General features: G+C 39.3%; 25 protein-coding genes and 1 tRNA gene. 17 read left to right on the plus strand and 9 right to left on the minus strand.

Translation table 11 applies throughout. The annotated features are described in order from the left end of the window. Positions 1–44: 44 nt before the first annotated feature. Positions 45–1,160 carry a CapA family protein gene (locus LS74_RS08265; protein ID WP_167480477.1) on the minus strand — a complete coding sequence of 372 codons (1,116 nt, stop codon included), beginning with the start codon at positions 1,158–1,160 and terminating at the stop codon, positions 45–47. An 80-nt stretch (positions 1,161–1,240) separates the two neighbouring features. Between LS74_RS08265 and LS74_RS08270 the strand changes: the two genes are divergently transcribed. From LS74_RS08270 to LS74_RS08295, 6 genes are all read left to right on the plus strand, one after another. Next, positions 1,241–1,317: transfer RNA gene (locus LS74_RS08270), tRNA-Glu, on the plus strand. Positions 1,318–1,356: 39 nt separating this feature from the next. Continuing rightward, entirely contained in the window at positions 1,357–2,112 is a 756-nt protein-coding gene (locus LS74_RS08275; RefSeq protein WP_034586959.1) for an exodeoxyribonuclease III, read from the plus strand. A 6-nt stretch (positions 2,113–2,118) separates the two neighbouring features. Beyond that, positions 2,119–2,745, plus strand: coding sequence for a uracil-DNA glycosylase family protein (locus LS74_RS08280; protein WP_034586960.1), 627 nt, complete (start codon positions 2,119–2,121; stop codon positions 2,743–2,745). Continuing rightward, positions 2,742–3,992, plus strand: a complete 1,251-nt coding sequence (locus LS74_RS08285) for a hypothetical protein (RefSeq protein WP_034586963.1) — start codon at positions 2,742–2,744, stop codon at positions 3,990–3,992. Before LS74_RS08280 ends, LS74_RS08285 begins: the two co-directional genes overlap by 4 nt. Further along, complete coding sequence (locus LS74_RS08290) at positions 3,979–4,371, plus strand: YkgJ family cysteine cluster protein (protein WP_034586976.1); 393 nt, start codon at positions 3,979–3,981, stop codon at positions 4,369–4,371. Before LS74_RS08285 ends, LS74_RS08290 begins: the two co-directional genes overlap by 14 nt. After that, on the plus strand, positions 4,368–5,660 hold the full coding sequence (locus LS74_RS08295) for a tetratricopeptide repeat protein (RefSeq protein ID WP_034586965.1): 1,293 nt from the start codon (positions 4,368–4,370) through the stop codon (positions 5,658–5,660). The genes LS74_RS08290 and LS74_RS08295 overlap by 4 nt, the downstream gene beginning before the upstream one ends. Positions 5,661–5,665: 5 nt before the next feature. On the opposite strand, the gene LS74_RS08300 is transcribed toward LS74_RS08295, so the two are convergent. From LS74_RS08300 to fliW, 4 genes are read right to left on the minus strand one after another with little or no spacing between them, the layout of a single operon-like run. Then, a complete protein-coding gene (locus tag LS74_RS08300) occupies positions 5,666–6,607 on the minus strand; it encodes a methyltransferase FkbM (protein ID WP_236096878.1) in 942 nt (313 codons plus the stop codon). Further along, positions 6,555–7,658 carry a glycosyltransferase family protein gene (locus LS74_RS08305; RefSeq protein WP_052086401.1) on the minus strand — a complete coding sequence of 368 codons (1,104 nt, stop codon included), beginning with the start codon at positions 7,656–7,658 and terminating at the stop codon, positions 6,555–6,557. Before LS74_RS08305 ends, LS74_RS08300 begins: the two co-directional genes overlap by 53 nt. A gap of 48 nt (positions 7,659–7,706) precedes the next feature. After that, complete coding sequence (locus tag LS74_RS08310) at positions 7,707–9,737, minus strand: ATP-dependent helicase (RefSeq protein WP_034586969.1); 2,031 nt, start codon at positions 9,735–9,737, stop codon at positions 7,707–7,709. Then, a complete protein-coding gene (gene fliW, locus LS74_RS08315) occupies positions 9,737–10,159 on the minus strand; it encodes a flagellar assembly protein FliW (protein ID WP_034586971.1) in 423 nt (140 codons plus the stop codon). The genes LS74_RS08310 and fliW overlap by 1 nt, the downstream gene beginning before the upstream one ends. A gap of 75 nt (positions 10,160–10,234) precedes the next feature. Between fliW and LS74_RS08320 the strand changes: the two genes are divergently transcribed. Genes LS74_RS08320 through LS74_RS08330 form a run of 3 tightly spaced genes read left to right on the plus strand, consistent with a single transcriptional unit; the run spans position 10,235 to position 14,766 of the window. Next, entirely contained in the window at positions 10,235–12,928 is a 2,694-nt protein-coding gene (locus tag LS74_RS08320; protein WP_138129013.1) for a valine--tRNA ligase, read from the plus strand. Positions 12,929–12,955: 27 nt separating this feature from the next. Then, complete coding sequence (locus LS74_RS08325) at positions 12,956–13,648, plus strand: rhodanese-like domain-containing protein (RefSeq protein ID WP_034589508.1); 693 nt, start codon at positions 12,956–12,958, stop codon at positions 13,646–13,648. After that, entirely contained in the window at positions 13,591–14,766 is a 1,176-nt protein-coding gene (locus LS74_RS08330) for an MBL fold metallo-hydrolase (protein ID WP_236096879.1), read from the plus strand. The genes LS74_RS08325 and LS74_RS08330 overlap by 58 nt, the downstream gene beginning before the upstream one ends. A 25-nt stretch (positions 14,767–14,791) precedes the next feature. Here the strand turns inward: LS74_RS08330 and LS74_RS08335 are convergent, their stop codons facing one another. Beyond that, positions 14,792–15,196, minus strand: a complete 405-nt coding sequence (locus LS74_RS08335) for a Fur family transcriptional regulator (protein WP_034587555.1) — start codon at positions 15,194–15,196, stop codon at positions 14,792–14,794. Between the two features lie 131 nt (positions 15,197–15,327). Here LS74_RS08335 and ffh point away from each other — a divergent pair, with 131 nt between their 5' ends. The 7 genes from ffh to LS74_RS08370 all read left to right on the plus strand — a co-directional run bounded on the left by ffh (position 15,328) and on the right by LS74_RS08370 (position 19,662). Next, entirely contained in the window at positions 15,328–16,671 is a 1,344-nt protein-coding gene (gene ffh, locus LS74_RS08340; RefSeq protein WP_034587556.1) for a signal recognition particle protein, read from the plus strand. A 67-nt stretch (positions 16,672–16,738) separates the two neighbouring features. Further along, positions 16,739–16,969, plus strand: a complete 231-nt coding sequence (gene rpsP / locus LS74_RS08345) for a 30S ribosomal protein S16 (protein ID WP_002957351.1) — start codon at positions 16,739–16,741, stop codon at positions 16,967–16,969. Between the two features lie 10 nt (positions 16,970–16,979). Beyond that, complete coding sequence (locus tag LS74_RS08350; RefSeq protein WP_034587558.1) at positions 16,980–17,219, plus strand: KH domain-containing protein; 240 nt, start codon at positions 16,980–16,982, stop codon at positions 17,217–17,219. Between the two features lie 18 nt (positions 17,220–17,237). Then, positions 17,238–17,825: a ribosome maturation factor RimM gene (gene rimM / locus LS74_RS08355; protein WP_034587560.1), complete on the plus strand. Its 588-nt coding sequence runs from the start codon at positions 17,238–17,240 to the stop codon at positions 17,823–17,825. 9 nt (positions 17,826–17,834) lie between these two features. Further along, positions 17,835–18,602 (plus strand): tRNA (guanosine(37)-N1)-methyltransferase TrmD, encoded by a 768-nt coding sequence (gene trmD, locus LS74_RS08360; RefSeq protein WP_034587562.1) that lies wholly within the window; start codon positions 17,835–17,837, stop codon positions 18,600–18,602. Then, the gene (gene rplS / locus LS74_RS08365) at positions 18,592–18,948 is read left to right on the plus strand and encodes a 50S ribosomal protein L19 (protein WP_002957355.1); all 357 of its coding nucleotides are present in this window, start codon (positions 18,592–18,594) and stop codon (positions 18,946–18,948) included. The genes trmD and rplS overlap by 11 nt, the downstream gene beginning before the upstream one ends. A 147-nt stretch (positions 18,949–19,095) precedes the next feature. After that, positions 19,096–19,662 (plus strand): hypothetical protein, encoded by a 567-nt coding sequence (locus tag LS74_RS08370; RefSeq protein WP_034587564.1) that lies wholly within the window; start codon positions 19,096–19,098, stop codon positions 19,660–19,662. A gap of 3 nt (positions 19,663–19,665) precedes the next feature. Here LS74_RS08370 and LS74_RS08375 read toward each other — a convergent pair whose 3' ends face one another. The 3 genes from LS74_RS08375 to aroQ all read right to left on the minus strand — a co-directional run bounded on the left by LS74_RS08375 (position 19,666) and on the right by aroQ (position 23,227). Then, positions 19,666–21,627 carry a 6-hydroxymethylpterin diphosphokinase MptE-like protein gene (locus LS74_RS08375; RefSeq protein ID WP_034587566.1) on the minus strand — a complete coding sequence of 654 codons (1,962 nt, stop codon included), beginning with the start codon at positions 21,625–21,627 and terminating at the stop codon, positions 19,666–19,668. 77 nt (positions 21,628–21,704) lie between these two features. Then, on the minus strand, positions 21,705–22,745 hold the full coding sequence (locus LS74_RS08380) for a M24 family metallopeptidase (protein WP_034587568.1): 1,041 nt from the start codon (positions 22,743–22,745) through the stop codon (positions 21,705–21,707). Next, on the minus strand, positions 22,745–23,227 hold the full coding sequence (gene aroQ, locus LS74_RS08385) for a type II 3-dehydroquinate dehydratase (RefSeq protein WP_034587570.1): 483 nt from the start codon (positions 23,225–23,227) through the stop codon (positions 22,745–22,747). The genes LS74_RS08380 and aroQ overlap by 1 nt, the downstream gene beginning before the upstream one ends. 215 nt (positions 23,228–23,442) lie before the next feature. Between aroQ and nusA the strand changes: the two genes are divergently transcribed. Further along, positions 23,443–24,627, plus strand: coding sequence for a transcription termination factor NusA (gene nusA, locus LS74_RS08390; protein ID WP_034587572.1), 1,185 nt, complete (start codon positions 23,443–23,445; stop codon positions 24,625–24,627). Positions 24,628–24,813 lie beyond the last annotated feature (186 nt).

Raw genomic sequence — 24,813 nt, forward strand, 5'->3', positions numbered from 1 at the left:
TTTATCTCCCCGATGGAATCTAACACTTCATTTTAGATTCTACACTACTTATTTAAAGGTGCAGAGTAGGTTGTCATTCTTTGGATAATACGCTCTTTATCACTCCCTTGGGCGATGATGGGCTGATAGTTGTTATAAGTCTTTACCCCACTAATCAAAACCGGCACAAAGCTATGTAGCTCACTCCATTGCGGCAAATCCGCAACTTTTTTGAGTTTTTTATTATCAATATAAATATATTTTTGTGCTACATTTCTTAAATCCGCCCTAGATTCACCAAAGGCAAAACGCACCTGATAAATCACACTATCTTTATCGGCGGGATTTTTCGCACCACCATAGACAAAATTCCCTAAGCTATACACAATTTTTTTACCCTTGTATTCCTCTATGCCTTGAAGCACGTGCGGATGATGTCCAATGACTAAATCCGCACCGCTATCAATAGCAAATCTGCCTATTTCTTTTTGAATCTTATTAGGATAATACTCCCTTTCCTCACCCCAATGGAATGTAAAAATCACAATATCCGCACCCATCTCACGCAGTTTTGCAATTTCAGCTTTGACTTGAGGTTTGATGGCTAGATTCCACCCTCTATGCCCTGCCATACCGATTTTTTTACCCTTAATCTCATAAATACTTAGCACCCCTTCTCCGCTATAATAAATCCCTGCGTTTTTGAGATGTTTTTGCGTATCTTGGAATCCTTTCACACCATAATCGCGTGTGTGATTATTAGCAATATTTACCGCTTCAATACTTCCCTCTTGTAATATTTTCACATAGCTTGGATCACCCTTAAAGGCAAATGGCTTTACTAATCTATCGCCATTATGTGTTGTGAGTGGTCCTTCAAGATTCCCTAAACTCATATCATCATTTTCTAGCACTTCTTTTACCTTAGCAAAAAAATAGCTAAAATCGCTCTTTTGCTGTGCAAAACGCCAATTAAATGTCTCGCCATTGCTCCCATAATAATCCCCAAGCACATTATCGCCCACAAAACTAAGTGTGATAATCTCACTTTTTTTAGCTTCTTTAGCATATGGGGTTTGGGGTTTGCCTGGCTCTGCTTGTGTGCCAAAACACCCGCTTAAAAATGCCACAAGCAACCCAAAAAAAGTCACCTGAAAAACCAAAAACCTTACAGAAAACATTCCTACCCTTTCATTTTTTGCATTCATTTCAAACCGCACATTGTAGCAAAATCTTAAATAAAGTTTGCTATACTTCCGCTGACCCTTTCATCTAGCTGGCCAAGGATACCACCCTTTCTCGGTGGCAACGGAAGTTCAAATCTTTCAAGGGTCGCCATACTTTAGAATCTACACATTATCTAAGCAAGGATTAATAATGAAACTTATCTCGTGGAATGTCAATGGACTGCGTGCGTGTATGAATAAAGGCTTTATGGATTTTTTTAACGAAGTGAATGCAGATATTTTTTGTATCCAAGAATCTAAAATGCAAAAGGAGCAGGGGGATTTTAGCTTTCAAGGATATAGTGAGTATTGGAATAGTGCGGAGAAAAAGGGGTATTCTGGCGTTGTTGTGCTTAGCAAGATTAAGCCCTTGCAAGTAACCTATGATATGGGGATTAGCCATCACGATAAGGAGGGCAGGATAATCACGGCAGAATATGAAAGATTCTATCTTGTCAATGTCTATACACCTAATGCCAAGCGGGAGCTAGAGAGACTAGAGTATCGTATGGAGTGGGAAAATGACTTTAGGGCATTTGTGAAAAAGTTAAAAAAGCATAAGCCTGTGGTGATTTGTGGGGATTTAAATGTCGCTCATAAAGAAATTGATTTGAAAAATCCAAAGACAAACCGCAGAAACGCAGGATTCACCGATGAAGAGCGGGGCAAAATGAGTGAGCTTTTAGAATCTGGCTTTATTGATACCTTTCGCCATTTTTATCCCACACTTGAAGGGGCATATAGCTGGTGGAGCTATATGGGAAAAGCAAGGGAAAATAACACTGGTTGGCGGATTGACTACTTTTTATGTTCTACTTCTTTGGAATCTCATCTCAAAGATGCCACGATTTATCCGCATATTTTTGGGAGCGATCACTGCCCGGTTGGTTTAAGTATGGATATATAAAGCGATATGAAAGCACAGATTCTAAAACTTCTTCAATTAAAGCAACTCTACAAACGCCAAGCTTGTGGGGAAAAATATGCAAATGCTCTTTTTGCCCCAAAATCCAACGCTCCCATAGGGCAAGACATAAACACCCTTATCAAAAATTGCTCACTTTGCAATCGCATTAAACATTGTAAAGCCCCAAATATCGGGCTTATAAATCAAAATGCAAGTTTGTGTTTTATCAGTGAAATCCCTCTTGTGAGTGAATCTCAAGCATTTGTGCAAAATAAAAGTGCGATAATGTTACAAAACATCATTAGCAATGTTTTCAAGCTCCCCCTTTCACAAGTTTCTATCCTTTCACTCATTAAATGCGATCCGCTCAATCCCCATTTTGAAAAGAGCGAACTTCTTAGCTGCAAGCCCTATGTGCTCACACAGCTTCAAAGCCTTACACCAAAGCTCTGTGTGCTTTTAGGCGATGTGGTCAGTGAGCATATTTTGGGCAGTCATTTGGAACATAGTAGAATCTTATGGCACAATAACAAAAAGTTTTTAATTACTTATGCACTCAATGAGCTTGTGCGGAATCCCTCACTCAAAACACAAGCACATAATGACTTTTTAATTGCGAAAGGACAATTATGAACATCTACTTAAAGCCTATTTTTGCCTTATGTTTGTATGGAATCTTAAGTGTGAGTTTAGCTACACACGCCTTTGCCAAAAGCTATATTATCTCACCCCTACCCTTGCCACAACAGGAAATTTTAAATATTAGCACGGAAAAATGTGGCACCTCTTGCTTACTGAATTACTTTGCTAAGGGAGAGTTTTTCTCTTTTGTTGCCTTTTTTGACCCTAGCATAGATAATACCGAGCTTCGCTCTAAGCTCTCTTCAGTCCTTGGAGACTTAGGCATTGCCGACCAAATGCTGCCACCGACACTGCAGGGCAGTGGGAAGATTAAACTTGCTCTTTTAATGCCTAAAAAAATCATAGGACGCTACTCGGCAAGCAGTATTGATACCATTTTGGCCTATCTTATGACGCGGGGCAATGACTTTGTGTTTGAGATTTTTGATAGCGGCGATGAAAGCAGGGCTAATCTTAACAGCGCTTACAAAAACATCGCAAAAGAAAATTATGATTTTGTCATTGCCATTCTCACGCCAAAAGGAGCGCAAGAGTTTGCCACACTTGATATAAGTCTTCCCACCTATGTGCCTACCATTAATAGAAAACAAATCAACATAAGCTCGTTGCCTAAAAATCTTATTTTTGGCGGGATTGATTATGAAGCACAAATTGAGCTTTTGCTCTCTCTAGCTGGGAGCAAAAATATCATCGCTTATAACGATAAAAGCCTTATTGGCAAAACACTTGGTGGAATCTTAAAAAATAAAAGTAGCCGCGTTGTCTTTGAAGAAGAAATAGATTCAGAATCTGCTAAAACCTTTGTGCAAAAGCTAAGCAAACACGATCGTCTCATTGCTAATAATGTCGTGTTTTTTAACACTCCCCCAGCAAGGACAGGGCTTGTGGCTTCACAGCTGGGACTTGCCAAAAATAAGCCTGATAAATTTCTCTCCGTCCAAACAAACTTCCACCCACAGATTCTATTGCTTATCCAAAAAGAAGATCGCAAGAATCTCTTTATCGCTAATGTGATTAACAATCAAAATCCCAAACTTGTGGAATACACTTCGCTTCTAGGTGGTGATTTACGCTATGATTGGGTAAATTATGCCACTGCTGTGGGTGTGGAGCAGCTCATACTCGCTCAAATCAACCAAGGCAAACGCTTTTTTAATGAACGCGTGAAAGATGGGCAGGTTGAATACATTAATAGAATCTACAAAAGCGATGCAAAAAGCTTCTATGAATACCGATAAAGATTATCCCTTTAGCTTTGAAAACTCCGCTTGTGAAAGCTGTGGGGGCAAGTGCTGTGTGGGGGATTCTGGCTATGTGTTTGTGAATATTGAAGAAATGCAAGAAATTGCCTCTTTTTTGGGATTTAGCTTTGAATCTTTTACCAAAGCTTATGTAAGAAAAGTGGGTTATAGATTTTCCTTTATTGAAAAGTCTTATCAAAATGGCTTGGCGTGCGTGTTTTTTGATACAGATTCTAAGCAATGCAGCATTTATGCCTATCGTCCAAAGCAATGTCGCACTTATCCATTTTGGGAAGCTCATAAGAATCTTAATAAGCAAGATTTACAAACTCTGTGCAATGAATGCAAAGGCATAAAGATAAAGGAATGTGTATGAAAATTTTGCGTGTTTTTGCTTTATGTTTTATCGTGCTAAGCTCTTGCTATGGGGCATTTGATGAGGATAGCTATCTGTTTGAAGCTATTGAGTATGAGGCACAAAAGGAGTTTGACAAGGCAAGAGATTTGTATCTTGTGCTGTATGAAGAGACTAAAAAACTAGAATATTTTAAAGAGGCAATCATCCTTTCTTCAACGCTTAATAACCCCCACGCTACGCTTGATTTTGCTAATGAGTATGTGGCAAAAGGTGGGCAAAAAGATCTTATTATCCATAAGATTTTCTTAGATTCTTATCTTAAGCTAGGAATGACGCAAGAAGCGTTGCAGGAAGCAAAGATTATTGCTAAGAGTGAAAATTCTGCCCTGCTTAATGATATTTTAGGCTCACTTTATGCCACACTCGGGGATTTTAAAAATGCCCTTATCCATTTTGAATCTGCCTATAATGAGAGTAAAGCCCAAGAAGTGCTACAAAAAATTGTCGCTGTGTATTTGAGCCAATCCCAGCAGGAAAAGGCTTTGAAGCTCCTCGATTCCCATATTGAAAATTATGGCTGTTTTGGGAGCTTTTGTAAATTTAGCATTGAAGTGTATGGAAAATTTAATAAGATTGCTAAGATTGAAAATGTCTTTGAAAAGTCTTTTCAAGCCCAGCCCACCATTGAAAATGCTCAAAATCTTATTCTTATTTACGCCCACCAAAAGAAATTCAAACAAGCCTCGCAAATTGCCACGCAATTCCCCTTTAAGCCAGAGATTCTCCTAGAGCTTTATATCGCACAGCAAGATTATAAAAATGCCGCCAAACAAGCAAAATATGCCTATGATGAAAATAAAAATCCCTATTTTCTAGCTCTGGAACAGATTTATACCTTTGAATCTGGCAATAAAAAAGATAAAAAAGCCATAGCAAATATTGCTCAAAATCTCAAAAATGCCATAAACCTTATGCAAATGCCTGATATAAGCACGCCAAAAGATGAACGCATTGATAGTGCTTTGCAAAACTCGCAAAATGCGGAGCTAGGCTTTTTGTTTAATTTTTTGGGTTATTTGATGATTGATTATGAGCTGAATGTCAAAGAGGGCGTAGAGTATGTGAAAAAAGCACTTGAAATCTCCCCTCGCAACCCAGCGTATTTAGATTCTCTAGCGTGGGGATATTATAAGCTTAAAGACTGCAAAAATGCCAAAGAGACTTTTAAGCTTATCCCCCAAGAAGAGATTAAAAAAGAGCAAGAAATAAAAGAACACAGAGCCTTAATTCAAATGTGCAATCCATAGAACAATCATCTATATTTAATTTTTTTAATTTTATTAACAATTCTCTTATGCAATGGCGATACATCAAAAATTATCTCAAAATTTGCAGCATCAAGCTGTTTGTTTCTTTGTGTGCTATTTGGGTGCTTGAGTGGAAAAACAATATCATAGCTTGGCATTGTGGCAAATTTAGACTCTCCTGTGGTGTGAGTGGCATCATTCCTATTAAAACCAATGTTTGTAATCATATTATTCTTAGGATAAATACAAAGCCCCTTATGCTTCCATATACTATATGTAAATGGATAATCCCAAGTGTTTATTTTGCCTTGAGAATAAGTTTTAAAGATTTTATACCAATATCGCTTTTCTTTCACGGAGTAAAAATTATCAAGCGTGTTAAATTCAGATTCAAAGTCGCTAAACTCTAGCTGATATTTCTGCCACGCTCTAGCCCAGCCAGCCCAACCCCAAATATGCGGATATTTGGAGAAAAAGTAGTCATCTTGTAGCTGCGCCTTTGGGTGTAATGTCTCTACTGAAGCGTTCTTGGCAAAATCAAGCGCACTCCAGCCACTTATCATAAAGATTTTTTCTTCATATTTGTAGCGTTCTAAAAGCTCATCACAGAATCTAAAAAAGCTTAAAGTCGGCAGACAGTCATCTTCTAGGATAATACCCTGCTTTTCTTGTGAGAAAAACCACGATATAGCAGAGCTTACAGCCATTTTGCAGCCAAGATTCGCATTTAAAAAGCGTGTGTGTATCTCACACTTCCAAGTAATATGTCTCAATACACTTGTGCGCAAAGTGGCAATATGCTCTTTTTCCGTCTCATTTCTACCCCCATCTGCAGCTAGATAAATTCTTTTAGGCTGAACTTTGGCAATTTGCTCTAGGGTAGCAAGCGTAGTATCAAGGCGATTGAAAAAGAGTAGCAGGATAGCATTTTGGCAGACATAAGTCATTATGCCGCCCTGCTTTCATCATGGTTATATAAGATGCTTGTATAAGCAACAGGAGATAATCTATACCCCCCCCCCTACATACTATTAAATGTGATAGTTTTGTTTGTAAGGCTGTAGAGACTTTTACCAATTTATGCCTTATTCGCCTTGGTATGGTGTTTTTATGCACTAACTCAAAAGATCTAATCCGATCTAATGCTAGAGCAGATTCTGCTATGTCTTTAGGAAAGATAATGGGAAATTTTGTATTTATGCTGGGGGGATTAAGCATATTGCCTTCCTCTCCACAATGCACCCCACTTCCATCAAAGCCGATTTGATGGATATATGAGATACTTGGACAAAGCGTTAAAGCATTATGCTTGTGAGCAATAAGATAATTAAATATTGCCCAAGTTTTTAACTTACCTTTGTGATTAAGTGTAAAATGACTAAAGTAATCAGCAGCTCCATCAAGATTGATATAGGCAATGTCGCTTTTGTTAAAAGAGTTTTTAAAATCCAAAGACATATCACGCTTAAAATGCTGCCATCTATCACTCCAACTTGCCCAACCCCAGCAGTGTGGGATTCTCCAAAAGTAGCAGTCCCCCAAGTCTTGTGTAGTTATTGGGTAGCCCCAACCCGCTATGCTCCATACTTTTGGCTGATCTTTGTAATAATTAAGAGCAGCATTCATAAAGTCCAAAAATACAGGCGATACAACAATATCATCTTCCAACACAATGATTGTGCCGTATTTATTGATGATATTTGTAACACCATCAATGATAGAATCTGCCAGTCCAAAATTACGCTCTCTTTGGATTAGGGTAATTTCTTTAAAGTATTTGCTATTCTCGTTGCTGGTAATTAGGACAGATTCTCGTTGCTCCTTTGTGGCATTTTCCTTTAGTCCATCTTGGTAGATATACAATACGGCTCTTGGGGCTAGATGATTAGCTTTTAGTGCGTCCAAAGTTGCTTTGGTATGCCTTGGGCGATTGTAGGTAAAAAGCACGATTGGCACTAAATCACCATTTATTAAAACTTCCAAATTTCTCTCTCCCACATTCTAAATCCTTGCAAAAAATGTCATTATAGCTCATTTGCATAAATCCTAAACCACACTATCCTTGCTTAACAATTCACCCTCATACAGAAAGATTGATGGGGTGTAGTCAATGTTTTTCACATTATCCTTTTTAGCAAAAGAAAGGATAAGATTCTCTTTTGCACGCGTGATGGCTACATAAAACAGCCGCCGCTCCTCTTCTATGCTCCCGCCCTTGCTTATGAGTTTGCGATTTGGAAATCGCCCATCCATTAAATCCACCACATATACATTTTGAAACTCTAGCCCCTTACTTGCGTGAATGCTTAATAGATTTACCCCGCTGCCTTCACTAGCTTCACTTGAGCCTAGAATCATCGCATTTAAAAACTTCCCTAAATCATTGTGATTTTTTGCCAAATCAAGCAAAAGGCTACATTTGCGTTTGATAGATTCTAAGGCTTGTTCAAGCCTTGCAGAATCTATACTGCCCTCTTTTGTCTTAGAGCGATTTTTAGCTAGATTTTGCATAATATCAGTAAAAAACTTCGCATTCACAATGCGTTCAATCAGCCTTTTTGGCTCTTTAATATGTCTTATAGAATCTAGCATTTCATAAAAATCACTTAAAAATATCGCCCCTTCTTTTTGAATCTTTGGGTGTTGCAAAAGTGGGTGTGAAGCAAAGCCCCCTGTAATATATTCATTAAATCTGCCTTGAGATTCTAAAGCAAAAAAATCATCAAAAAGCCCAAGTTGTGTATTTTTTGCCCTTTGCTGATAGGCTTTTACATCACTTTTTGGCATAAACATACCCCTATGACAATCCCCCTCACCTAAGATAAACAACGCCTCATAAATATCCTTAGCAATGCTATTGCCTATGCCTTTACCATAGCTCAGTGTATGGATATGTGCCATCATATCGCGTGGATTATGCGTAAGGGAGCAAATATCAAGTATGAGACTGACTTCTTTTGTGTCAAAAAAGCTCACGCTCCCCTTGCGTTTTGAAGGGATATTTAGCTCTCGCAAACTCGCCTCAATCCCATCAGCACTTGAATTATTGCGAAAAATAATAGCGGTATTTTCATAAGGCGTGTTGCTTAAAGCTATGCGTTTAGCAATGCCCTGATACTGCAAAAATAGCTCATCATACCATACAAGCTTTGGCGGGGCAAACTCGCCTTGCTTAATCACTTCCAGCCTTTTGGGATATACCCGTTCATTTTTCTCTATCACCTTATTAGCTAAATCAAGGATATGCTTACTTGAGCGGTAATTTTTACTTAAAGTAAAAACTTTTGAATCTGCATACTTATCCCCAAAGCCACTGATTATGCTAATATCCGCCCCATTAAACGCATAAATACTTTGATCATAATCCCCCACACAAAATAAGCTTTGGGGCTTTAACGCATCAAGGATAGAATCTTGCAAAGGGTTTGTGTCTTGATACTCATCGCATAGCACTTCCATAAATGGCGGTAAGCTAAGCTCTAGCAAAGATTCACGATACAATAAAAGCAAGTCGTTATAATCCGCATAATGATGCGTGTGCTTTAGTGCCTTGAACTCTTCCATTACATCCTCATAAATGGCAATGTATGGCTCTTGCTGCGGATTCCTATCCACTATCCACGCCCCAAAACTACCCTTATACGCGGCATTGACAAAAAGCGAATAGATTTCATATAAATACTGCGAAGAATAAGGCTTTATAGAATCTTGGCTAAAAACGCGTTTCTCATACAGGCTTTTAAAGAGCATTTGCAATTCTTTAGGCTGTTTAAGATGAATATTTTTCATCTGTCGCAAATACCGATACGCCACGGCGTGAAATGTGCCAGATTCTATCTCTTTAGCAAGGCTAGAGCCAAAGATTTTCCCCACTCGCTCAATCATCTCGCTACTTGCTTTATTTGTAAAGGTAAGCAATAAAATATCTTTAGGCTTAAAGCCCTGCTGCAAAAGATAGGCTATACGCCCCACAATCGTGGAAGTTTTGCCTGTCCCAGCTGAAGCGATAATAAGATTATGTCCGCTTGGGGCAGTAGCAGCGGCTAACTGCTCTGGGTTAAGATTGGAGAGTGGCATTATTTGCTAAGTGTTTGCAGAATCTCGGGGGATAAAAACTCTTTTAAAGGTTGGACTTTGCTAAATTGCGGATATTCAGCCACAGGCAAAGTCGTAACCTGTAAGCAAGAAGCATTGCTTGGATTAAACACAAAAGGTGCCATAAGATTCACAATGGAGTTTTCAATAGGCTTTTGCACCACCACTACACAAAATACAAGCACCTTATCGCCCCTTGTCTCATCTAAATCAAGGAGCTTTTCATCAGCGGTTGGAATGGTAAAGTTGTATTCGCAAAGTGAAAAGGGATTTACAAGTGTGATTTCAAAAGGACGCGTTCCATCAAGTGAGCGGAGCTTACTAAAAGTCTCATCTATCTGCTCTAGCTCCACCTTTGTAACATCATCAAAACCCAAAATTGGCATCTTTAGCTCATAAGTCATTTTTACCTCCATTTGTTTTTAGCAATTTGGTATTATAATACACCTAAAGCAAATTAAATACCACAAAGGCATTTTATGGAGAATACGACACAGGAAAAAAAGGGCTACAATCCCAAAGATATAGAATCTAGATTCTATAATATTTGTCAATCTCGGGGATATTTTGAAATTGATGGGAACAAACATATTCAAAATGGAGAAAAGTTTTGTATTATGATGCCCCCACCTAATGTTACAGGTGTTTTACACATAGGACACGCACTTACTTTTACATTGCAGGATATTATCACGCGTTTTAAAAGAATGGACGGATTTAAAACGCTCTATCAACCCGGACTTGATCACGCAGGAATTGCCACGCAAAATGTCGTGCAAAAGCAACTTGCAAAAAAGGGTATAAGCAAAGAATCTTTAGGCAGGGAAGCTTTTATCAAAAAAGTGTGGGAGTGGAAAGAGCAAAGCGGGGGAGCAATCCTTAATCAAATGCGTCATCTAGGTATCACTCCGGCGTGGTCGCGTCTAAGATTCACAATGGATAAGGGTTTGCAAAATGCGGTTAAAAAAGCTTTCGTTCAGTGGTATAATCAAGGCTTAATCGTGCAGGATAACTATATGATTAATTGGTGTGTCAATGATGGTGCGTTATCTGATATTGAAGTGGAATACGAGCAGAATCTTGGCAAACTCTACTATCTACGCTATCCCATTAAAGACACTTCAAAGACTATTGTTGTCGCTACCACGCGTCCAGAGACATTTTTTGGCGATAGTGCGGTGATGGTAAATCCCAACGATGAGCGATACAAGGATTGTATCGGTAAAAGTGTGATTTTGCCGCTTTTAAATAGGGAGATTCCCATTATTGCGGATTTAGCAGTGGATATGGAGTTTGGCACGGGCTGTGTGAAAGTAACTCCCGCTCACGATGTCAATGACTATGAGGTAGGCAAACGCCATAATTTAGAATCTATTACCATTTTTGATGAAAAAGGTATTTTAAATGCCTATGCTGGGGAGTTTGAAGGGCAGGAAAGACTAGAAGCAAGAGAAGCTATTATTAAAAAGCTAGAATCGCTTGGCTTTGTTGAAAAGATTGAAGATTATACAAATCAGGTTGGCAAATGCTACCGCTGTGGCAGTATTGTAGAGCCATATATTTCAAAGCAATGGTTTGTTAAAAAAGAAGTCGCACAAGAGGCTATTAAAAAAGTCAATGCAGGGGAGCTAAAGTTTTTCCCAAATCAATGGTTGAATAATTATAATGCGTGGATGAGAGAGCTGAAAGATTGGTGTATTTCACGCCAACTTTGGTGGGGGCATAGAATCCCCGTGTGGTATTGCGAATGCGGAGAAAAGATTGCGTGTGAGAGCGATAATCCCACTTGTCCCAAATGCCAAGCACTCATTACAAAGCAAGATGAAGATGTGCTTGATACTTGGTTTAGCTCGGGGCTTTGGGCGTTTAGCACACTTGGCTGGGGCAACATACAAGCAAGCAAAGATGATGAAGATACAGAATCTGCTCTCTTTACAGATTCAGATTTAAGCGATTTTTATCCTAATTCTTTGCTGATTACAGGTTTTGATATTTTATTTTTCTGGGTGGCTAGAATGCTCCTAAGTGGCGAATCTTTGCTAGGCTCACTGCCTTTTAAAGATGTCTATCTTCACGCATTGGTGCGAGATGAAAAGGGGCAGAAAATGAGTAAGAGTAAGGGCAATGTCATTGATCCATTGGAAATGATAAGCACTTATGGGGCGGATACTTTGCGTTTTACTCTAGCGATTTTATGCGCTCAAGGGCGAGATGTGAAGCTCTCCACCCAAAGCTGTGAGATTTCTAAAAATTTTATAAATAAGCTTTATAACGCCACGCAGTTTCTAAAAATGTATGCCTCCCAACAAGATGAGATTCAAAATAAAACCTTTAAAGCCTTTAAAAATCTTAATGAGATAGAGATACAAACTCCGCTTGGTCAGTATATGTTTGTGCGTTTGCAAGTGGCGATTAATGAAGTGCGTTTGGCTTTAGAATCTTATCGCTTTAATGATGGAGCGAGTATTTTATATCGCTTTTTGTGGGGGGAATTTTGCGATTGGGGGATTGAACTTGCAAAGGCAAGTAAAGATTCTGTCTATGAGCTTGGAGCGATTTTTAAAACTGCGTTGTTACTTTTGCACCCTTATATGCCTTTTGTTACCGATTGGCTATGGCATAGCTTGAATGGCAGTGAGATAGAATCCGCAGATTCTATTATGATAGCCCCTTATCCAAAGGCAGAGAATGTGAGTGAAGAGCTATCCGCCATAGAGCAGACTTTTAAAGTGATTGAAGATGTGATTATTTCAATCCGCCGATTAAAAGCAATGCTTGAGCTTGGCAATGCGAATGTGGAGCAGGTATTTGTTAAGCTTAATACAAGTGTAGATGAAAATATGCTTAAACTTTTTGTAGAAAAACTTGCTAAGGTTACAAACTTACAAATCGTTAAAGATAAACAAATGGGCTGTGTGTGCGATGTCAGCGATTTGAGTGAGAGCTATATAAATCTTCAAGGCATTGATTTAAGTGCCATTCTCACGCGTTTAAACAATCAAAAAGCAAAGCTTGAAAAAGAGATAGCCAAACTACAAGGAATGCTAGGCAATGAAAATTTTATCAAAAACGCCCCAAAAGCGGTGCTAGAGCAAAATACACAAGCCCTTGAACTCGCACAAGAAAAGTATGCTAAGATTCAAAGCGAGCTTAAAACGCTTTCACAATCATAAACACAAATCACAAAAAGGAGAAGTAAAATGAGATTTTTTAGCGTGAAAAATGCTATTTTAGCGGTATGTTGCCTAGCGTTGATAGGTTGTGGAGATTCAGATTCTAATACCACAGAATCTAAGCAAAGCAGCTATTACACACAGCTTGTGGAGGTTATGCCTGTGGTTAGCTCACTTGAAAGTGCCAAGCTAAAGGGCGATGAAAATAAAGCCAAAGAAGCCCAAAGCAAACTCCAAACGCTCAATATAGATGAAAAGATAAGCCAAGATGCGACAGCCATTCTTCAACGCGCAGGGCAAAATGGCTATAGCATTATCCTGCCTGATGAGTTGGCACAAGACATAGAATCTTATACTATTATGGCTACCCTGCCACGCGGTGTGTATAATCTAGGGCTTATCCCTAATGCCAAACATTTTGAGTTTGCTTTGAGTCCAAGTCTAAACGACAATGGCAGTGAGTGGAATTGGGAAGCTGATGCTCTCTCTCGCAAACAAGATGAGTTTATAGCCCTGCTTGGAAAAGACAAGAATTCTAAAATCGTATTTTATGATAGTGGGGAGTATGGACTTTCACCTATGGGAAGTGCGGTTGTAGGGATTATGTGGGCTAAGAAGCTAGGCTATAATAATGTCTATTATCTTGTTGGTGGATTTAACGCGTGGAAAGATTTAAAACTACCCATCAGCACGGAAGCACCGCATTGCTGTCAAATGTAAGAATCTGCATAATTTGCGTGATTATGACTTGTAGTGCCACTTGTGGAATTTCTCAAGATTCTAAAAACCTTGCAAAAGGCTCTAGCCCGAATACTGAAGAAATGCAGAGATTTTCTTCAGTGCCAAATTTTGAATGGAAAGAAGATAAAAATGGCATTAAAAAAGGCTATTTTACAAATCTTAATCCACACACAAAGCACATTAAACGCGCAGCGTGGTGGGAAGTGGCAAGATTCTATCTTTTTAAGCCTAAAAATGCTAAACCCAAACACCCCCTGCCATTTTCTCAAACAAATCTCAAAACACTTCACACGCAAAATCCTGCTTTTGTGTGGTTTGGGCATTCTTCATTTATGCTAGAAATGCAGGGCTTTAAGATTCTTGTTGATCCAGTATTTAGCAATTATGCCTCGCCCTATCCTTGGATCAATCGTGCTTTTGCCTCTCATATCCATTGGGACAAGGAAGACTTTGATAGCATTGATGTGCTTGTGATTACCCACGATCATTATGATCATTTGGACTATCCTACTATCATTGCCTTAAAAGATAAGGTGAAGCAATTTGTCGTGCCACTTGGCGTTGACTCTCATCTACGATTTTGGGGTGTGGATTCTCAAAAAATCACAGAATTACAATGGTGGCAAAGCCTAAAACTTGCCCCTTCTATCACAATCACTTCTACGCCCTCGCAGCACAGCTCAGGACGCACAATAGAATGGGACAGGACACTTTGGAGTTCGTATGTGCTAGAAATGGCTGGGATAAAAATATTTTTAAGCGGTGATGGGGGCTATTATACGCATTTTAAGGAGATTGGAGAGAAATTTGGCGGAATTGATGTAGCGATTTTAGAAAATGGACAATACAATCAAGCGTGGCGATTTTCACACTCTTTTACAAATGAGGTGCTACAAGCCGCTGTTGATTTAAAGGCAAAAATGATTATCCCCATTCACTATGGACGCTTTGTCTCTGGCTCTCACGCGTGGAATGAGCCACTCAAAAATCTCATTGCCTTATGCGATGGGGCAAATATCCCTATCAGTGTGCCTATGCTTGGCGAAGTGTATGACTTCACCACTCCACCTAAACGCGAGGTATGGTGGGATTTTTAAGATTTTGTTAGCTTTTATTTTTAGACTAGATTCTGCATTCTGGGCATTTGCCTATAAGCACCGCGGAAATATCACAAATACTATATCCGCTATTTTGACTGCAATCTTTTTCTAAAGCTTGTATATCAAGCCTAATGTCTTCAAGCTTACCGCATACCTCACAATACACGTGCAAATGCCTATCACTACTTAGCTCATACTTTTGTTTATCCTTTGGAGCTTTAATCTCACGCAAGATATTTGCTTCACAAAGTGCGTGAATATTCTTATAAATCGTAGCAAGTGAGATAGATGGGAAAATAGAGCGAATCTGCTCATATAGCTCTTCTACACTCATATGCCCGTTTTTTTGAATCCTATCAAGCATTGCGAGTCGCTGTGGTGTAATTTTGAGCTGATTCTCTCGTAGAGATTGTTCAAAATTTATCATTACAATTCCTTGCTATTTTATGGATTATTACCTTTAAATATATAAGTTTGAAGCAAATAAAAGCATAATAAAAGTGATTTTTATGTAGAATCCCGCCTTTTATTGCATTTTATTTTCACAAAGGAGTTATCGTGTTTGACACACTCACAAGCTCATTTAAAGGCATTATTAACAAAATCCGCTTTGCTGATGATGAAAAATCGCTTCAAAGGGCGTGTGATGAGCTAAAAAAGACTTTATTAAAAAATGATGTGTATCACAAAGCTACAAAGCAGATTATCCAAGAAGTGAGCCAACGCACCAAAAGCAATGGCATAGGCAAACAAAGCTTTATGAATGCTCTGCAAGATTCTCTCAATGAGATTTTAAAATCCAAGAAAAGCTATGGGATTAGCTTCTCACCAACGCCGCCTAGCGTGATTTTGATGATGGGCTTACAAGGAAGCGGTAAAACAACTTCAAGTGCCAAACTCGCCCTTTATCTTAAACAAAAAGGCAAGAAAGTTTTGCTTGTGGCGTGTGATTTGCATAGACTCGCAGCCACTCAGCAGCTTAGTCAATTAGCCGCAAGTATTGAAGTGGATATTTTCACCCCAAATCAAAGCTCAAAGCCTGAAAATGCCCTGCAAGTAGCTAAGGAAGCCAAGCAAAAAGCAATCAACGCACATTATGATGTAGTTATCATAGATAGTGCAGGACGCTTAAGCATTGATGAAGCTTTAATGCAGGAGCTTTTAGAGATTAAAGATTCTATTAACGCCACAGAGTGCCTGTATGTAGCCGATTCTCTAAGCGGACAAGATGGAATCCGCTCCGCACAAAACTTTAATGAAAAAATCGGTATTGATGGGGTGATCCTTTCAAAATTTGATAGTGATAGCAAAGGCGGGATTGCCCTATCTATTGCCTATCAAATCGGCGTTCCGCTGAAGTTTATAGGAAGTGGGGAGAAAGTAGCGGATTTTGATGTGTTTGTGCCTGAACGCATTATCTCGCGTCTTATGGGAGCGGGGGATATTGCTTCATTAGCGGAAAAAACCGCAAGTGTCATCAATCAAGATGAAGCTAAAAGCATAGCTAAAAAAATCAAAAAAGGGCAATTTGGCTTTGAAGATTTTATTAATCAAATTGAAAATGTTAAAAAGCTTGGTTCAATGAGTTCCATTGCCTCAATGATTCCCGGGCTTGGCGGAATGGCAAGTGCGTTAAAAGATGTGGATTTAGACAAATCAAATGAGATTAAAAATATCCGTGCAATGGTTAATTCTATGACAAAAAAAGAAAGAGAGAATCCAGACTTGCTTAATGGCTCAAGACGCAAGAGAATAGCTCAAGGTAGTGGCTTAGAGGTAAGCGATATAAATCGCATTATTAAGCAGTTTGACCAAGCGGCAAAGTTAGCAAAAAAACTTTCACAAAAAGGCGGTATGCAAGAGCTTATGAGTATGATGGGCAATATGCGTATGCCAAAATAATCGTGCTTTAAGCAAAACACATTATAATTTCAGCTTTTTAAAAAGCTAATATGTTAAGGAGCAAAATATGGCAACAGTGATTAGACTTACTAAAATGGGACGCAAGAAAAAGCCTTTCTATCGTATCGTAGTTACAGATTCACGCAAAAAACGCGATGGTGGCTGGATAGAATCTCTTGGTTATTACAATCCTTTGGTTGAACCTGCACTTGTCAAATATGATGCACAGCGATTAGAATATTGGAAAAGCGTTGGTGCAAAGATGAGTGAAAGGGTAGCTAAACTGACTTCAAAATAAAGAAGCGATGATGGTTGAAGATTTTGTCAAAGAATATGCAAAAAAGATAGCCAACAATCCAGAGGCGATAGAGATTAAGCTTGAGAATATAGAAGACAATACTTGTGAAATTACTATTTTTGCTGATCCTCAAGATGTCGGGCGTTTGATTGGACGCGATGGTAAAATGGTAGGCTCTTTAAAAACTTTCATTTCAGGCTTAAAAGCTAAAGATGGGAAAAATTATAGAATCGCCATTCAAGCCCATTGAATCTAAACTCATCACATAATGGAACATTCAAATAAAAATTGCCTACTTTTAGTTGCTAAGATTGGGCGGCTTGTAGGCGTAAATGGAGCGTTGAAACTCCACATTATGAGTGATTTTCCCTCCATTTTTGCCCCACAGGCGACTTTTTATCTGCAATCCCCAGCTCAAATATCTTTTAATCAATCTCCAAACGCCCAAGCCACACTTGATACAATCCGCATTCACTCATTTGACACAACAAAGAATCTTGTGATTTTTCAAGGCTATGAAAGCAGAGAGAGTGCCGCAAAGCTAGTTAATTACGAGCTTTACTCCACATTGACAGAAAGCAAAAAGATTCTAAAAAAAGGTGAAATCTTATGGCAGGAGCTTATAGGCACAGCCATTAGCGACACCACAGACATAAAACAAAGGAATCTTGGCGTTGTGAAAGATATTGAGCGTATTGCTAAGATTGACTATTTTCTTATCCAAACACACACAGAGCTTGTTTCTCAAGGGCTGCCAAAGCAGTTTTATATCCCAAATATCAGCCAATATGTCCTTAACATTAGCACAGATTGCATAGCGACACAAAACGCCTTTTTACTCCTGCAAGAAAGCTAAGGGGGCAAAATGCGTTTTTCATTTTTGACCCTTTTTCCCGCACTCATTGAATCTTACTTTACAGATTCTATTCTTAAACGCGCCATTAACACCAACCTCATCAGTATTGAGACCATTAATATCCGTGATTATGCCCTTGATAAATACCAAAAGGTTGATGAGCCGCCAATCAGCGGTGGGGCAGGACAAGTGATGAGAGCAGATGTATTAAGCAGAGCATTAGCGCCACTTAAAAGTTCCCATATTATCTTTCTAAGCCCTTGTGGCAAACCTTTTAACAACAATGACGCCAAACGCCTAAGCCAAGAATCCCATATAAGCTTTGTATGTGGGCGATATGAGGGCTTTGATGAACGCGCCATAGAAATGTATGCTGATGAAGTCTTTAGCATAAGCGATTGTATTCTCACAGGTGGGGAGCTTCCAGCCCTTGTGCTATGCGATAGTATTGCAAGGCAGATTCAAGGTGTGCTGGGCAATGCAGAATCTTTGCAGGGGGAAAGCTTTGCGGAACATTTACTTGAAGCACCAAATTTTGCTAAAAGTCCGCCATTTACCACAAGCCCAAATGAAAATTTACAAAATTTAGCTGTGCCTTCAGTGTATTCAAAGGGAAATCATAGTAAAATCGCCGACTTAAAAAAACGCTTGGCGATATGCAAGACGAAATATTTTAGACCGGATTTGTATCAAACATACCGCGTTTTAGCCCATATTTCAACCGGGCGGATAGCAAAAAAGCATACCCAAAAAGAAAGGACAACCTATGAGAAATAGATATATTGAGAGCTTCAATAAAGCACAGATCGGCGAGAGAAAAGTGCCACAATTTAAAGCTGGAGACACACTCCGCCTAGGCATAAAGATTCAAGAAGGCGATAAGAGCAGAATCCAGCACTTTGAAGGTGTGTGCATTGCCATACGCGGAAATGGCGTAGATAGGACATTTACAACAAGAAAAATGGGTGCAAACAACATCGGTGTGGAAAAAACTTTCCCACTTTATAGCGAGAGTTTGGATAGCATAGAGGTATTGCGTATCGGTCGCGTCCGCCGTGCTAAACTCTACTACCTACGCACAAGACGCGGTAAAGCTGCAAGAATCAAAGAGCTTCGCAAATAACTCTTTCTTCTTAACTTATTCCCAGATTCAGTTTTAAATCCCTAAATTGATAATGCAGTTTTGGGGATTTTTTTTTGTTAAAATACCACTTCTACAAGAATCTAATGAGATTCTTAGTCTTATAAGAATTTTTACAAAAGGGACATTATGTTTGACTTCACGCTAGACTATAAAGAACAGCAATTTTTTGGATTCCAGCGATTTTGCTTATTTGTAGGCATTGGGTTTATTATACTTTTTTCTTTATTTTGGAGAGCCTATAATATCCCAAATATCCCTACTTGGCTTGCATCTTTTGGAATTGCAGCAGGAGTTGTGCTTCTTTCACAAAAAGGGCGATTTGCTAAAGCCGGTATGCTTATGGGCTATGCGTGGCTTATGGCGTGTTTTATCTACTCTTTACTCTTTTTTAGCTCACTTATTGAAGTAAAAGACATAGAGCTTACATCTTTCCTTGCAGAAACAGAAACTTTTCTCTATACGCAAGGCTTCATCACGCTAGAAGATATGAATGAGGTAGGGCTTACTTCGCTTCAGCCTTACATACGCGATGTCTTTTTATCTGCTCATATCGGTGGGTTAATCTACTCTGCCCTTGGGCTTATGCTCACTCTCTTACGCTTTACACAAAAGATTTTACCCCTGCTTTTTGTGTGTTTTAGTTTAAGCTTACCGCCTGTGTGCTTTATAGCCACCTTTTTTGCGTGGATATAGAATCTAGCTTGTATGCGTTGTAGCAAGGAGTGTGTAGCTCATCACCATTTTATTAAGCCCAGATTCTACAAGCTCCACACATCGTGCGTAAAATAAGGCAATATCATCATTTGGGATATGCAACGCACAGAGCATTATGCTATGTAGAATATGCGAGATACTCCCTTCAAAAAGCACCCCCACAAATGGCTGTTCTACCACTTTCTTAAGGCTCAAAGCCTGAATCTTATCAATCCTTTCAAAAAGCTCCCTTTTCCCACGCACACTTACTTTCATCGCCTGTAAAATAGTCTCTTTATACGCTTTAACTTCGCTTATATGGCTATCTGTGCTACTTAGCACCTTGTGTCTATCCTTACACATATAGCCCTTAAGCTCCGCTATGGCTTTGGCTTTATCCACTTTGGCTAAATCAAACTCATCTATCTTGGCAGAGCGACTTCCGCGGATATATGCCCCCTCGCCTAGATTCAGCACAAGCCTTGGAGTAAAAACTTCAATCGCCCTACTCATCATCGCAGCAGAGAGTGAAAATAACGCATCGGCATAGACCTCACATTCCGCATTGCCCTGCACGACATAGGCATTTTTTGGAATCTCACTTTGCTCATCGCCATAAAACGAGCCTTTGGCGTGTTTTGTCCGCCCCTTGATATACCCGCAATCTAGCCCACAAATCAGCACCTCTTCGCTCAATAAACACGCAAGGGCAAATCCCGCATTCCCCACATAAGGTGCGGCAAACTCCACCACACTCTTTGCCCTACCAAAATACGCACTCGCACTGCCCCCACGCATAAACATATAGGCTTCCTTAGCAAGACTTAAAGCACTTGGTTGCACCATATTCCCACAAAGCAGTGTCGTATCCCCCAAAGGCGCAGATTCTAAAACGCCTTTAAGATAATCTATCCTTTCAATTTCAATTTGAAAATCCGGCATAATCCCCGCATTTTTAAGCGGCTTTAATGCCGTCCCACAGCTAAAAATAATCATTCTATCCATATTTGCTTTGATAAAAGGCAAAAGAGAATCTAAACTCGCTCCATTCCCCACAACACATATTGGCACATTCACCCTTTGTGGCAAATGCAAAATGGGATAGGGCAGAATCTCACTCTTGCTAAGATTACAAAAGGTATTTTTCACCCCTATCATCTCATCATCAAAGCTCCCCCAACCCCTTGAATTAATCGCATAAGCCTGTGCGACATTATCCCTAACAGCTTCAATCTTTGGACTATCATAGAGCTGTAATTCTAGGCGGAGAAAATTATTTGTAATGCGTCTTTGCGTGAAGTAATTTTGCACAAATTCCTTATGCAACAAATCCTTGACAAAAAGATAGCAAGAACGATCACTCACAGATTCAAACAACAGCGGATAATCCACAAAATAAAGCGAGATTCTAAATAAATCTATATCTTCTTCAAAAAGTAGCAGTGAGTGAAAAAAATAACCCTTTTCAAGTAAAAACTGCAAAAACATACCGCCCAAAAGCCCAAAAAATGTGCTGCTAGGCAGGAAGTTGTTAGGGAGATGAAAGCGATTGTTCCCACTAAACTCATTTTGCATAAGCTCAATTATGGGGTTACAAATATCAGCCGTGAGCGGGATTTTTTGTGAATCTAGCTTGTGAAGGGCTAGATGGTTAGTATAAAGGCTAAAGGCGGGATTGTTTAAAGGATTTTTACTCAAGCTAAGATTTTGCTCTATCATCGTACGCTTGGCATTCTCAACCGGATAGACAAAGCTATTATTTTGTATATCAATGATATTTAGCTCATTATCCTTGCAATAAAGCGTGTATTGGCTAGGCTTAGCTTGGAGTTCATTGTAAAGCTTGGGATTAAGGGTTGAGAAAAAGTCCATATTAATAGCATATCGCTTGGTGATATAGGTTTCAAGTGGGCTTAAATCACCACTTTGTGCGATATGTAAAAGTGTGGGGATTTGCTCTTTCATCTTTATTTTTGCCCTTTTAAGCTTTAAATCTCAAGCTTTAAGTCTAGAATCTAGCCTCAAGATTCTAAGATTCTCTCCTACAAAATCTCTGCGCGTCCATTTTTCATCACAACCAAATCTTCAATTCTTACGCCAAATTCATTGGGGAGATAAATGCCCGGCTCAATGGAAAAGACCATATTATCTTCAATCCTATCCTCACTCAAGCGTGAAATACGCGGCAGCTCGTGTATGTCTAAGCCCACGCCGTGTCCCGTGCTATGGACAAAATACTTCCCATAGCCACCTTTTTCAATCTCAGCCCTTGCAAGTGCGTCAATCTCCTTGCCGCTCATACCACTTCTTGCCTTGCTTATAGTCTTTTCTTGAGCCTTTAACACAATATCATAAATCTTGCTATGAAGCTTATTTTTAAATTTTTGTCTTTTGCTAAAGTGTATATCTTTGCCCACCGCCGCTGTGCGTGTCATATCCGAACAATACCGCTTATATTGAATCCCCGCATCAAAAAGCAAAATACCATTCTTTTTTAAAACACACTGATTTGAAGGCAAGGCGTGGGGCTTTGCTCCATTCTCATTAATGCCAACAATAGGATCAAAACTCAAATCATACTTGCCAAAATCGCTTAGAATCTGCTTAGCTTGATAATGCAGCTCTTTTTCACTTGGGGCTTGTTTAAGAATCTTAGCAATATGCTTGGCAAAGGCTTTAAAGGCTTGTTTGTTAAGCTTTTGTGAAGTGGCAATAAGGGCAATTTCTTTCTCGCTCTTACAGATTCTTAGTTGCTGATGAAAATTTGGCTTTGAGATAAGCTCACATTTTATCGCACTAAGAGATGAAAGGATCTCCTCATACATCGCCACATTCAGCTCTTGGGGATTAAATACAATTTGCTTAAGTTTTAGCCTACTGACTATGCCAAGCAAACTTTGGATAAAGTCATTTGAATCTATCACTTCTGTGTGCTTATTGCAAAACTGCTTTGCTTCAAGGGTGTAGCGGGAATCTGTAATGAAAAATCGCGTATCCTCCACACGCACGACAATGGCATTATCACAGCTAAAGCCGCACTCATAGTATTGTGCGTTTTCATCAAGGATAAAATAAGGTTGCATTATTTTTGCTGTGCTTGAGCGGCTTGCTGTGCCTTATAGGCTTGCACTTCATTTGCAATTTGCAAGATTCCCATTAACGCTAAATGATAGCCAAAAGCACCAAATCCCGTGATTACTCCCGCACTCACAGCACCCGTATAGCTTTTGCTCCTAAACTCCTCTCGTGCGTGAATATTGCTAATATGCACTTCAATCACAGGCACACCACAGCTTGCTATCGCATCGGCAATGGCAATGGAAGTATGCGAAAATGCCGCAGGATTGATAATCACACCGACATACTCACCGCCTATACACTCTTGAAGCTTATCAATAATCTCGCCTTCAAAATTACTTTGGAAAAACTCTAAACTTGCGTTGTTTTGCTTTGCTTGATTTTGAAGATTTGTATGAATTTGCTCAAGTGTGAAATTTCCATAAATATGTGGCTCTCTATGCCCTAGTATATTGAGATTTGGTCCTTGTATCACTAAAATTTTCATATTGCTCCTTTTGCCTCTAAAATAAGATAAAACCCCGCATTATAGCTAAAAATAGGCATATTTGTAAAACTTTAAGCAAAAATTTATTATAATCCCCACTCTTCTCACAAAGAATCCCAAAAGATAGCATATACAATCCCTAGACTTAAGCAACTAGGGCTATCTTGAAGCCACAGTGGCAGGGGCAATCCACACACAAATAGGAGCTAGTGTTTATGGAAAAGATTTTAGATATTATTGATTTAATTGCGTATGATAAGGGGCTAGATAATAGCGTGGTTTTAGAAATTGTCAAAAATGGCTTAATCAAAATCGCACAAGAAGAGATTAATCCCCTTTATCACTACATTGTTGAGCCAGATATAAAAGAGCGGACATTAAAGCTTTTTTACCGCAAAAAAGTCTGTGCTGATGATGTAAAACTCACAGAAGAGGATTTAGCTACTTCAATCCCCTTTTCTCAAGCTAAGGAGTTTGGCGATGTGAGCGTGGGCGATGAGCTAGATTGTGAATTGCAGCTTGATGAGATGAGCCGAGGAGCGATAAATAAACTTTTTTTGAATCTTGAATACAATTTGCAACGCTCCATTGAAGATCAGATTCTGCAAGGCTTCCGTGCCCAGCTTGGCAAAATCGTCAATGGGCAGGTTGTGGGTGTTGATGAGCGTGGCAACACCTTTGTAGAGATAGATTCTATCCGTGCCCTGCTACCACAGAAAAATCGCATAAAGGGTGAAAGCTTTAAAGTGGGTGATACGATTCGTGCGGTGCTAAAATTTGTTGGCATTAACAAAAATGGATTGCAAGTGGAGCTATCTCGCACCACACCAAAATTTTTAGAAGAGCTTTTAGCGATGGAAGTCCCAGAGATTAAAGATAATGAAGTGATGATTTTTAAAAGTGCGAGAATCCCCGGCGATAGAGCAAAGGTAGCGGTATATTCTAATAATCCTAGAATTGATCCTATCGGCTGCTGTGTGGGTGTAAAGGGTGTGCGGATAAATGCGGTCAGCAAAGAGCTAGCAAATGAAAATATTGACTGTGTAGAATATCACAGCACACTAGAGATATTTATCGCCAAAGCCCTAACACCCGCTCAAATCCTAAGTGTAAAAATACAAGAGCAAAATGGGCGTGAGAATATGGAGGGCGAAAAAGAGAATAATGAAAGAAAAAAGGCTATCGTGCAAATTAAAAGTGATCAAAAAAGCAAGGCTATCGGTAAGGGGGGTGTGAATATCCGCCTTGCAAGTATGCTGTGTGATTGCGATATTGAGCTATGCGAGATTGACACGCCAAGCACAACAGAATCTAAAGCAGATTCTACTGCCACAGCTCCAGCTGAAAACACAGCACAAAAAAGCGGACTAGACGCCCTTAGCTCACTCTTTAAAAATTAGATTCTATATTAAGATTTTAGAATCTTATTCTGCTGAAGCATTAGACTTTTTCTTTTCTCATACTTTTACACACAAAAAATGCGTAATTAAGATTCTCTATAAAATACCAAGACGATTTACTCTATTTTAACACCTTTTATCTATCATAAAACCATTAAAAGCCCTTGTGGCATTCCCTAGAAATAG

The sequence above is a fragment of the Helicobacter magdeburgensis genome (assembly GCF_000765825.2).
GTDB classification, from domain to species: Bacteria; Campylobacterota; Campylobacteria; order Campylobacterales; family Helicobacteraceae; genus Helicobacter_C; species Helicobacter_C magdeburgensis.